Source organism: Bacillus cereus group sp. MG20 (genome assembly GCF_040459885.1).
In the GTDB taxonomy this organism is placed as follows: Bacteria; Bacillota; Bacilli; order Bacillales; family Bacillaceae_G; genus Bacillus_A; species Bacillus_A cereus.
This window is the reverse complement of record NZ_JARVHF010000001.1, coordinates 1915438-1927660: the sequence shown is the minus strand read 5'-3', so window position 1 is coordinate 1927660 and position 12223 is coordinate 1915438. Positions and strand designations below refer to the sequence as shown.

Below are 12223 nucleotides of genomic sequence, written 5' to 3'. Positions count from 1 at the left end.
CTTTAAGATGAGGTGGAAAGGAGAAAACGTTATCTTTGAAACGGTAAGAGAAGCTGAAGTGTGGGCAGACGGGGTTGCGAATGAAATGTACGGGAGAGTATTTGATGGATATGAAACACCGGATTATAAAATAGCGTATGCTCTTTCGTTTTTCTTAGCACAAAATCAAGATTTTATAGTTCATACGGAAGTGAGCTTTAAAGAAGAGAGAGTAATCTATAAAGTTTGGCAAAATCCTGTGTAGTTGCAGGTGAATCGTAATTACTTCTATTTTCTCAATTCTACACAAACGATCTCCATGAATAGACAATTATATTGAGAGGGACCTTGTTTTCTAGTATGATGAGAATAACGGGGAAAATACTAGGATGAAGAAGGTTTCAAGTCTATAACTTGGAGGAAAAGAATGAACAATCGTATTTTAGTAGTTGATGATGAGGAATTTATCTTAACTTTAATCGAATTTAATTTACAACAAGCTGGGTTTGAAGTTATAACAGCGATGGATGGAGAAATGGCGCTTCAAAAAGCGACAACAGAACGCCCAGATTTAATTATATTAGATTTAATGCTTCCGAAAATGGATGGTATGGAAGTGTGTAAAGAATTACGATTGCAGCGCGTTATGACGCCGATTTTAATGTTAACGGCAAAAGATGATGAGTTTGATAAGGTGCTAGGCCTTGAACTTGGGGCAGATGATTATATGACGAAGCCATTTAGTCCAAGGGAAGTTGTTGCTCGTGTGAAGGCGATTTTGCGCCGCACGAAATTACAACAAGAAGAACAAGTTGCAGAAGCGCCAGATGAAGATAGCATCACAATTGCAGAACTTAAAATTTTACCGGAGTTTTATGAGGCTTATTTCCAAGGAAGAAAGCTTGAATTAACACCAAAAGAATTTGAACTACTTGTGTATCTTGCGAAAAATAAAAGTCGCGTGTTGACGCGTGATCAATTATTAAGTGCTGTATGGAATTACGATTTTGCTGGTGATACACGAATTGTTGATGTTCATATTAGCCATTTGCGCGATAAAATTGAACAAAATACGAAAAAACCGACGTACATTAAAACGATACGTGGTTTAGGATATAAATTAGAGGAGCCAAAAGGGAATGAATAAATTTCGTTCCAGGCTTCTTTTTACATTTGTTTCTCTTATTGTATTTATTTTAGTTGGACTAGGTTTATTGCTAGAAACTGTGTTTGAAAACTACTATATAGATCATGCTAAAGAGAGAATGGTAAAAGAGACGGAGTATGTTGCGGCGTTAGCAGAAGAGCAAGGTTTTGATAATGTCTTAAAAAATCCATACGTATTTGAAAAGTTAGAAGAAAAAATACCAGCTTCTATCGTATTTGTGGATGAAAAAAAGAAAGTTCAATATAGAAAAGGACAAGAATTGGCATTTAGTCCAGAGACGATTAAAGAACTTACTTCGGAATTGGCAAAACAACGGAGTAAAGTGATTACGAAAGAGACAGATCGAAAGAATGAATTTTATCATGCGGTGTTCGTTCAAGATGTAGAAGGAAAACAAGGATACGTTTTGGTGAAAAGTACAATCGATCCTTTAAAAGACGTACATCAAAAAACGTGGGGATTATTAATTATCGGATTTGTTATTGCTTGTCTCGTAGTTGTATTTTTAGGTATGAAAATTACAGGGCAATATATTAGGCCGATTGAATCGGTTACAAAAGTTGCAATTGAATTGGCAAAGGGTAATTATAAAGCACGTGCATACGAAAGTCATTCGGATGAAACAGGAATGCTGAGTAAAGCGATTAATATTTTAGCTCGTAACTTACAAGAGATGACACTTGAACAAGAAATGCAGCAAGATCGTCTGCATACGTTAATTGAAAATATGGGAAGCGGAATGATTTTAATTGATAGCCGCGGGTATATAAACCTTGTAAACCGCTCTTATAAGGAAACTTTCCACGTAACAGATGAAGAATATTTAGATCGCTTATATTATGAATCGTTTCATCATACAGAAATTATTGAGCTTGTAGAAGAAATCTTTATGACAGAAGTGAAAGTGCGTAAACAAATGTTATTGCCGCTTGGAATTGAGCGGAAGCATTTCGAAGTATATGGAGCGCCGATTATCGGGACAAACCATGAATGGAAAGGGATTGTTCTCGTATTCCATGACATAACAGAGTTAAAGAAATTAGAACAAATGAGAAAAGACTTTTTAGCGAATGTTTCTCATGAATTAAAGACACCGATTACTTCTATTAAAGGTTTTTCAGAAACACTCTTAGACGGAGCGATGGATAATAAAAAATTCTGCGAACATTTCTTGCACATTATTTTAAAAGAAAGTGAGCGCATGCAAGGATTAATTGAAGATTTATTAGATTTGTCAAAGATCGAACAACAAGGATTTAAATTAAATATGGGAACCGTTGACATGAAGGGGCTGCTTGAAGATATTCATATGGTGCTTGATAATAAAGCAGGAGAAAAAGAAATCTCTTTACAAGTGAATGTATTAAAACGTGCTTCTGTTATTGGAGATCCAAGTCGTTTGAAACAAATCTTTATTAATTTAATGAATAACGCGATCGTATATACACCGGCTGGAGGCGTTGTTTCAGTAGAGTTAGCGGAAGATAAGTATAATGCTTATATAAAAGTATCGGATACTGGAATTGGTATTAGTAAAGAGGAAATTCCACGTATTTTTGAACGCTTTTACCGAGTGGATAAAGCGAGAAGTAGAAATACTGGTGGTACAGGCCTTGGATTATCAATTGTAAAGCATTTAGTAGAGGCGCATCACGGTACAATTACAGTGGATAGTGAAGTTGGGGAAGGGACAACATTTACAGTTGTTTTACCAAAATCAGCAACTGAAAAATAGGATGAAGGATGTTTACAATATATTAACAATGGCTTAATTAAATATTAATAAAGCTCTGTTAATATAATACATGAAAACCCCTTCATCCAAGGAGTAATTTTGGACGAGAATAGTTAAGCTGTTCTCGTCACTTCCCTTTATGCCAATATAAGTCTGTTTTATATATGAAAGAAAATAACCGTTATTTTTCTTCTCTCTATTAGTCATGTTAATATAGAGAGAGGAAAGGAACGGTTTTTTTCTGTGAAAAAAATCATTTCAAATTTGTATGGGGAGGTTTCAATTTTGGAAAAAAAGGTCGTATTAGTAGATGGTAATAATATCGCGTATCGTGCTTTCTTTGCACTACCGCTTTTAAATAACGACAAAGGTATACATACGAACGCAATTTACGGTTTTACAATGATGTTAATGAGAATATTAGAGGAAGAAAAGCCAACTCATATGTTAGTGGCGTTTGATGCAGGCAAAACAACCTTCCGTCATAAAACGTATAGTGAGTATAAAGGAGGACGTCAAAAGACTCCACCTGAATTATCAGAGCAGTTCCCGTTTATTCGTGAGATGCTGGATGCGTTCAATGTACCGCGTTATGAATTAGAAAATTATGAAGCGGATGATATTATGGGAACGCTAGCAAAAGAAGCGAGTGAACAAGGAGCAAGTGTAAAAGTTATTTCAGGAGATAAAGATTTACTTCAACTTGTTTCTGATAACACGCTTGTATGTATTCCGCGAAAAGGGATTACGGAAGTAGATGAATATACGAAAGAATCTTTATTTGAAAAATATAGCTTATCACCAAAGCAAATTATCGATATGAAAGGTTTAATGGGAGACCAATCAGATAATATTCCGGGTGTACCAGGAGTTGGTGAAAAAACGGCGATTAAATTGTTAACACAGTTTGGAACGGTTGAAGAAGTGTATGAAAATCTAGATCAAGTAAGCGGGAAGAAATTAAAAGAAAAACTGGAAGAAAATAAAGAACAAGCTCTTATGAGTAAAGATCTTGCGACTATTATTACAGATGCGCCGATTACAGTTCATGTGGATGATATGGCGTATAAAGGATATGAAGCAAGTGATGTGATTCCAATGTTCGAGAGTTTAGGATTTACATCTCTTTTAAATAAATTAGGCGTTACGCCAGAAGAAACAGCTCCAGCTGAATTAGATGATATTACATTTGATATTGTGGAAGAAGTTACAGAAGAAATGCTTCAGCAAGATAGTGCGCTTATCGTAGAAGTGCAAGAAGATAATTATCATAAGGCGGACATTCAAGGCTTTGGTATTCAAAATGAAAATGGTTGCTACTTTATTCAGAAGGATATTGCTCTTGCGTCGGATGCATTTAAAGCATGGCTTGCAAATGGAGAAATGAGAAAGCATACATTTGATGCGAAGCGAGCAATCGTTGCACTGAAATGGAATGGGATAGATATGCAAGGGATTGACTTTGATCTATTAATCGCTGCTTATTTACTTGACCCGGCTGATACAGATAAAGATTTCCGTACTGTAGCGAAAATGAAAGAAACGCATGCTGTGAAATCAGATGAAGAAGTTTACGGAAAAGGTGCGAAGCGTGCTGTTCCAGAGTTAGAAGTAGTAGCGGAGCATGTGGCTCGTAAAGTGCATGTATTATATGATGTAAAGCAAACATTCGTTGAAGAGTTAAAGAAGAATGAGCAATATGAACTGTTTACAGAGTTAGAATTGCCACTTGCGCGTGTATTAGCTGATATGGAAGTAAAAGGTGTAAAAGTTGATACGGAGCGTCTTCGTAATATGGGAGAAGAACTCGCAGGTAGATTAAAGGAAATGGAACAGGAAATTTATAAGCTTGCGGGAACAGAATTTAATATTAATTCACCGAAGCAGCTTGGTGTAATTCTGTTTGAGAACTTAAACTTACCGGTTATTAAAAAGACGAAAACAGGTTATTCTACGTCAGCTGATGTATTAGACAAGCTTATGGATCGCCATGAAATTATTCCAAACATTTTACATTATCGTCAATTAGGGAAGCTAAATTCAACTTATATTGAAGGTTTACTGAAAGTTGTACATGAAGATTCATCTAAAATTCATACTCGCTTTAATCAAGTGTTAACGCAAACAGGTCGATTAAGTTCAACGGATCCGAACTTGCAAAATATCCCGATTCGATTAGAAGAAGGAAGAAAGATTCGTCAGGCATTTGTTCCATCAGAAGAAGGTTGGATTATGTATGCGGCTGATTATTCACAAATCGAACTGCGTGTATTAGCTCATATTGCAAATGATAAAGGGCTAGTTGAAGCATTCCAGCATGACATGGATATTCATACGAAAACAGCTATGGATGTATTTGGCGTTGAAAAAGATGAAGTAACTTCAAATATGAGACGACAAGCGAAAGCTGTTAACTTCGGAATTGTGTATGGTATTAGTGATTATGGTCTTTCACAAAACTTAGGAATTACAAGAAAAGCAGCAGCGGAATTTATTGAAAAGTATTTAGAAAGTTTCCCTGGTGTACAAGAATACATGGAGGACATCGTAAAAGATGCGAAACAAAAAGGATATGTGGCTACATTATTAAATCGTCGTCGTTATATTCCAGAAATTACGAGTCGTAATTTCAATTTACGTAGCTTCGCTGAGCGTACAGCGATGAATACACCAATTCAAGGTACTGCAGCAGATATTATTAAAAAAGCGATGATTATTATGGCAGATCGTTTAGAAGAAGAAGGATTACAAGCGCGTCTTCTTCTGCAAGTACACGATGAATTAATATTTGAAGCACCAAAAGAAGAAATTGAAAAATTAGAGCAGCTTGTACCTGAAGTAATGGAGCATGCGATTGAACTCGCAGTTCCGCTGAAAGTTGATTATTCTTACGGTCCAACTTGGTACGACGCAAAATAAGGAAGTGATGAAATGCCTGAATTACCAGAGGTTGAAAACGTCAGACGGACACTTGAAAATCTTGTAACAGGAAAAACGATTGAAGATGTTATTGTTACTTATCCAAAAATAGTGAAACGACCAGATGATGCAGAAATCTTTAAAGAAATGCTAAAAGGCGAGAAGATTGAAAATATAAAGCGAAGAGGAAAGTTTTTGCTTCTATATGTAACAAATTATGTTATTGTTTCACATTTGCGTATGGAAGGTAAGTTTTTACTACATCAAGAGGATGAGCCAATTGATAAACATACGCACGTCCGTTTCTTATTTACAGATGGAACTGAATTACATTATAAAGATGTGAGAAAGTTTGGTACGATGCATCTCTTTAAGAAAGGTGAAGAGATGAACCAAATGCCTCTTGCTGACTTAGGGCCGGAGCCGTTTGATGCTGAATTGACACCACAGTATTTACAAGAAAGATTGCAAAAGACAAATCGTAAAATAAAAGTTGTGCTATTGGATCAGCGTCTTTTAGTAGGGCTTGGAAATATATATGTGGATGAAGTTTTATTCCGTTCTCAAATTCATCCGGAACGAGAAGCGTCGTCTTTGACAAAAGAAGAAATTGAGCGAATTTATGAGGCTACGGTTACAACGCTAGGAGAAGCAGTGAAGCGTGGCGGAAGTACAATTCGAACGTATATCAACTCACAAGGGCAAATTGGTTCGTTCCAAGAACTCCTAAATGTATACGGAAAAAAAGGAGAACCGTGTGTAACTTGCGGTACGATATTAGAAAAAACAGTTGTTGGCGGAAGAGGAACGCATTACTGCCCAATTTGTCAGCCAAGAATATAGAAAAGAGATAACATCGGATAGGCATTTGTCATATACATACAGCAGAGCTATGTATAAGGGAGGAGCTTACCGATGTACCTTTATTTATCTCTTATTTTATTAGCTTTTACATTAAGCTTAGATAGCTGTAGTGTAGGGCTAACATATGGTTTAAGAAGCGTAAGAATTCCACTAAGATCAATTATAATTATCGGAATGTGTTCAGCGGCTGTTATGCTTGTTTCAATGGGAATTGGACATATGATCGCGAAAGTATTTTCACCTGTTATCGCAACGCGTATCGGTGGGCTTGTTCTTATTGGAATAGGGATTTGGGTATTGTATCAATTTTTTCGAAGTGAAAAAAAAGAAGAACCGAAGCAAGAGGAGAAGGTCTGGAAATTAGAGATTGCCTCGCTAGGGCTAGTGATTCAAATTTTACGGAAACCGACTGTAGCAGATTTTGATAAATCAGGCACCATTTCTGCAGGAGAGGCATTGCTTCTTGGTATCGCTCTTTCTGTAGACTCATTTGGTGCCGGAATTGGTGCATCTTTATTAGGGTATGCACCCGCTATGATGGCGATATTAGTTGCGATTATGAGTTCTTTGTTTTTATTTATTGGAATGAAACTTGGAACGGTTTTATCGAATATGAAGTGGTTACAAAAATTTACATTCCTGCCTGGGGTATTACTCATTATAATTGGAATTTGGAAAATGTAAGTATGGGCGTGGAACATTAGTTTCGCGCCTTTTATTATGAGGAGGCTTATTATGACAGTAGTAATTGGATTAACAGGAGGCATTGCAAGTGGAAAAAGTACAGTATCTCAAATGTTTCGTGAACTGAGCATACCGGTTATTGATGCAGATATTATTGCACGAGAAGTTGTAGAGCAAGGAAAACCAGCATATAACAAAATAGTAGAAGTATTTGGAACGGAAGTGTTACAAGAAGATGGAGAACTAGATCGTCCAAAACTGGGAAGTGTCGTTTTCTATAATGAAGAAAAACGATTGCAGTTAAATAAAATTGTTCATCCTGCAGTGCGTGAGGAAATGAATAGGCAAAAGGAGATGTACATAAAAGAAGATATGCAAGCGGTTGTGTTAGATATTCCTCTCTTATTTGAAAGCAAATTAACAAGTCTTGTTGACCGCGTTTTAGTTGTAGCAGTTAAGCCGCATACGCAATTAGAGCGTTTAATGAAACGAAATAACTTTTCAGAAGAAGAAGCAACAGCTCGTATTCAATCTCAAATGCCGTTAGAAGAAAAAGTGAAAAATGCAGATGAAGTGATAAATAATGATGGCACAATTATGGGAACGAAAACACAATTGCAGGTAATTTTAAAGAAGTGGAACATTATTGACTAAAAAATTGTGAAATTAATGAAAATGCTTAGTGACATATCTCCTTTTTGTGTTATACTATTATTGGGATTGGAGATAAATAGTATAACGCATTCAAGGGGGATAACATATTATGACTCGTGTGGCAATTAATGGATTTGGACGTATTGGGAGAATGGTATTTCGTCAAGCAATAAAAGAAAGCGCATTCGAAATTGTAGCAATCAATGCAAGCTATCCATCTGAAACGTTAGCACACTTAATTAAATATGATACAGTTCATGGCAAGTTTGACGGAACAGTAGAAGCATTTGAAGATCACTTATTAGTTGATGGAAAAATGATTCGCCTTTTAAACAACCGCGATCCAAAGGAATTGCCTTGGACAGATTTAGGTGTTGAAGTTGTAATTGAAGCAACTGGTAAATTTAATTCGAAAGAAAAAGCAATTCTTCACGTTGAAGCTGGAGCGAAAAAAGTTATTTTAACAGCGCCTGGTAAAAATGAAGATGTAACAATTGTAGTTGGTGTGAATGAAGACCAATTAGATATTACAAAACATACTGTTATTTCAAATGCATCTTGTACAACAAACTGTTTAGCGCCTGTTGTGAAGGTGTTAGATGAGCAGTTTGGAATTGAAAACGGTTTAATGACGACAGTTCACGCTTATACAAATGACCAAAAAAATATTGATAACCCACATAAAGATTTAAGAAGAGCACGTGCTTGCGGACAATCAATCATTCCGACAACGACAGGTGCTGCGAAAGCGCTAGCAAAAGTTCTTCCGCACTTAAACGGAAAACTTCATGGTATGGCACTTCGTGTACCAACACCAAACGTGTCTCTTGTTGACTTAGTAGTAGATGTAAAACGCGATGTGACAGTTGAAGCTATTAATGATGCATTCAAAACTGTTGCAAACGGTGCGTTAAAAGGTATTGTAGAATTCAGCGAAGAGCCTTTAGTATCTATCGACTTTAATACAAATACACATTCAGCTATTATCGATGGTTTATCTACAATGGTAATGGGTGATCGTAAAGTGAAAGTACTTGCTTGGTATGATAACGAGTGGGGCTACTCTCGTCGTGTTGTAGATCTTGTAACGTTAGTTGTTGAAGAGTTAGCGAAACAAGAAAATGTGCAACACATTTAAGTGAATAAGGGAGGAGAGGGCAAGGCAATATTTGCCCTCTTTTTTTATTTTTTTCTGAAAAGGAAAAAAATTATATAAGTATATTTTAAAAAGTGGACATACCACGAAACGTTGTGATTACTGCATTTGTGAATCGTTTATTTTTTTTAGGGAAAAGTAAAGAGGAAAATATGACAGAAAATCGAAAAAACTGTTGTTGCAAAATGAAAATAAACAAAGTATACTAACACTCGTAAACTTAAGAGCTGAGGTACGTAGTCACTACTTAAAGGGTTAGGACCTCTCTGGACTAACTTTCCCCCGTGGTAGTGGAGCAAGCCAAATTGCAAATTAGTTTTCAATTCGAACAGTTAGAATAAATTTACAAGGGGGAACTGTAGAATGGATACTATGGATACGATGGGTCGTCACGTGATTGCTGAACTTTGGGATTGCGATTTCGACAAGCTTAATGACATGCCGTATATTGAACAATTATTTGTGGATGCAGCACTAAGAGCTGGTGCTGAAGTGCGTGAGGTTGCTTTCCATAAATTTGCACCACAAGGTGTAAGTGGAGTAGTAATTATCTCAGAATCACATTTAACAATTCATAGCTTTCCGGAGCACGGTTACGCAAGTATTGATGTTTATACTTGTGGGGATCGTATTGATCCAAATGTTGCTGCAGAATATATTGCAGAAGGTTTAAACGCGAAAACGCGTGAGAGCATCGAGCTTCCTCGAGGCACTGGTAGCTTCGAAATTAAGCAGAGAGAAACAAAAGCTCTTTAAAAAAGAACATAATTGATTTAAAATGTAAAGAGGTGTATAATGCACCTCTTTTTTAGTTTATAAAAAAGGAAAAATATAACGTACTCGTTAGTTGAATACATTGGACTCTTGCAAATGAGGTAGTGCCTTATATACCATCTTATTTTTAAGTATGAGATGATAAAGTGATGCGCTGAAACTTAAAGTGGTAAGAGAGTTAGAATGAGTTATATAATATTGTATATATATTTTAGGTGAATTGAGTAGAGAAAAATAAAGAGTATAGTGTAAAGGAGTGAATGAATTGCGTTGTCCATCCTGTTCTCATAATGGTACAAGAGTGTTAGATTCGCGTCCGGTAGACGAGGGGCGCTCTATTCGAAGAAGAAGAGAGTGTGAAAGTTGTTTAAGTCGCTTTACGACCTTTGAAAGGGTAGAAGAGTCACCTCTTATCGTTGTTAAAAAAGAAGGCACACGAGAAGAGTTTAATAAAGAAAAGATTTTACGCGGTTTAATTAAAGCGTGTGAAAAAAGACCAGTATCTTTAAGACAATTAGAAGAAGTAACACAAAGCGTGGAACGTGAACTGCGTAATTTAGGTATATCAGAAGTGAAAAGTGATATGATTGGTGAAATTGTTATGGAAGAACTTCGCGATATTGATGATGTTGCTTATGTACGTTTTGCTTCTGTATATCGTCAATTTAAAGATTTAAATGTATTTATTGAAGAATTAAAAGATATACTGCAAAAAGAAAGAGAGTAGAAGTTGTATTTTATTCTCTTTACATACCGTAAGTAATAGGATAAGAGAGCTAGAAGCGAAAGCTAATAGCTCTTTTTCACTAAGAATTTATATAATGAAGATAGAAGGAATGAAGTAGAGGATAGATTGGATGAGAGAAAGGAAAAGCAAGAATGGAAAAACAGTCATGGATGGAGCTATTGCCGATTGATCGTTATAAAGTAAGTGCGAAAGGGCTACTGCATAATTACGACCGAAAAGTATTGACGATGTTGTATCAGCCGTTAATAGGTAGTAGAGCTTTTAGCTTATACATGACACTATGGGGGGAGCTAGAGCAAGATCGTGTATTTGGAAAAGAGAATACACATCATTCCCTTATGGTGACTATGCAAATGCAACTTCCTGAAATATATGAGGAACGAGTAAAGTTAGAGGCAATTGGGCTTTTGAAGGTATATATTAAGAAAGAAAAAGATATTCGAATGTTCATATATGAGTTGCAACCACCTTTATCTCCGAAGCAGTTTTTTGATGATATTGTTTTAAGTATCTTTTTATACAATCGATTGAGTCGGACAAAATATAATCAAGTAAAGCAATATTTCTTAGAAGAAGAATTTGATTTTGCTTCTTATGAAAATGTTACGCGCTCTTTCAATGATGTGTTTGGTTCGTTTAATCCAGGACAGCTTGAGCATGCGCAAGAAGACCTTCGTATTCCAAAAACGACAACTATGCCAAGTAACGAGAAGGGAGACGCTCCGAAAGTTTGGAATGATTTCTTTGATTTCTCTTTATTTGTAGATGGATTGTCCGCTCTTGTTCCTAAAAAGGCGATTACAGATCAAGTAAGAGACTGCGTTATAACACTTGCTTACGTGTATGGTGTAGATGTGTTATCGATGCAAAATATCGTTCTTGGTGCGGTGACAGAGATGCAAACAATTGATATGGAAAGGCTTAGAAAAGGAGCGCGCGATTGGTATCAATTTGAAAATGGTCAAGCATTACCGGTACTAAGTGAAAGAGTACAGCCTCATGCTGCACGTACGATGAAAGAGAAAGAGCCTTCATCACAAGAGGAGATGTTAATAAAGCAGCTAGAGGAAATCTCGCCAAAACAACTATTGAAAGAGATTTCTGGTGGTGCAGAGGCAACGAAAGCGGACTTGCAAATCGTTGAAGATGTCATGATTAATCAAAAATTGACACCAGGAGTTGTGAATGTACTTATTTATTACGTTATGCTACGCTCAGATATGAAACTTGCGAAAACGTATGTCGAGAAGATTGCTGGGCATTGGGCACGTAAAAAGGTCGGTACAGTAGCGGACGCGATGGCGTTAGCGAAAGAAGAGAACCGTCAATATCAAGAGTGGGCTGAGACGAAGAAAAAAGGCCGTACGGCGAAGAAAACGGTACGAAAAGAAATGGTGCCAGATTGGCTTAAGGAAGAAGAGCCGAAAGAACAAGAGAAAGAAACGGCGAAGAAAGATGTAAGTGTAGAAAAAGATGCAAGTACGCTAGAAGATGAACGAAAACGATTAGAAGAAGTGTTAAAAAAATATAAGCGTGATTAAT

At 36.4% G+C, this 12223-nt stretch carries 11 protein-coding genes; all 11 read left to right on the top strand.

Annotated elements, in window-relative coordinates; translation table 11 throughout:
• Positions 1-7: 7 nt before the first annotated feature.
• The 11 genes from QCI81_RS09860 (at position 8) to QCI81_RS09810 (ending at position 12222) form a co-directional block, all read left to right on the top strand.
• Positions 8-244: a hypothetical protein gene (locus QCI81_RS09860; protein ID WP_053563568.1), complete on the top strand. Its 237-nt coding sequence runs from the start codon at positions 8-10 to the stop codon at positions 242-244.
• A gap of 162 nt (positions 245-406) precedes the next feature.
• Entirely contained in the window at positions 407-1126 is a 720-nt protein-coding gene (gene phoP, locus QCI81_RS09855) for a two-component system response regulator PhoP (protein WP_001065220.1), read from the top strand.
• Positions 1119-2882: a sensory box histidine kinase PhoR gene (gene phoR, locus QCI81_RS09850; RefSeq protein ID WP_053563569.1), complete on the top strand. Its 1764-nt coding sequence runs from the start codon at positions 1119-1121 to the stop codon at positions 2880-2882. The genes phoP and phoR overlap by 8 nt, the downstream gene beginning before the upstream one ends.
• A 285-nt stretch (positions 2883-3167) precedes the next feature.
• The gene (gene polA, locus QCI81_RS09845; RefSeq protein ID WP_063548740.1) at positions 3168-5801 is read left to right on the top strand and encodes a DNA polymerase I; all 2634 of its coding nucleotides are present in this window, start codon (positions 3168-3170) and stop codon (positions 5799-5801) included.
• Between the two features lie 12 nt (positions 5802-5813).
• Positions 5814-6644, top strand: coding sequence for a DNA-formamidopyrimidine glycosylase (mutM, locus tag QCI81_RS09840; RefSeq protein WP_071731428.1), 831 nt, complete (start codon positions 5814-5816; stop codon positions 6642-6644).
• Positions 6645-6716: 72 nt separating this feature from the next.
• Positions 6717-7349 carry a sporulation membrane protein YtaF gene (gene ytaF / locus QCI81_RS09835; protein ID WP_000281743.1) on the top strand — a complete coding sequence of 211 codons (633 nt, stop codon included), beginning with the start codon at positions 6717-6719 and terminating at the stop codon, positions 7347-7349.
• 51 nt (positions 7350-7400) lie between these two features.
• Positions 7401-8003 carry a dephospho-CoA kinase gene (coaE, locus tag QCI81_RS09830; protein WP_053563572.1) on the top strand — a complete coding sequence of 201 codons (603 nt, stop codon included), beginning with the start codon at positions 7401-7403 and terminating at the stop codon, positions 8001-8003.
• Positions 8004-8112: 109 nt separating this feature from the next.
• Positions 8113-9141, top strand: coding sequence for a glyceraldehyde-3-phosphate dehydrogenase (locus tag QCI81_RS09825; RefSeq protein ID WP_000198974.1), 1029 nt, complete (start codon positions 8113-8115; stop codon positions 9139-9141).
• A gap of 390 nt (positions 9142-9531) precedes the next feature.
• A complete protein-coding gene (gene speD, locus QCI81_RS09820; protein WP_002003660.1) occupies positions 9532-9915 on the top strand; it encodes an adenosylmethionine decarboxylase in 384 nt (127 codons plus the stop codon).
• A gap of 283 nt (positions 9916-10198) precedes the next feature.
• Positions 10199-10660: a transcriptional regulator NrdR gene (gene nrdR, locus QCI81_RS09815; protein ID WP_001203687.1), complete on the top strand. Its 462-nt coding sequence runs from the start codon at positions 10199-10201 to the stop codon at positions 10658-10660.
• 152 nt (positions 10661-10812) lie between these two features.
• Entirely contained in the window at positions 10813-12222 is a 1410-nt protein-coding gene (locus tag QCI81_RS09810; protein WP_000415025.1) for a replication initiation and membrane attachment family protein, read from the top strand.
• Position 12223 lies beyond the last annotated feature (1 nt).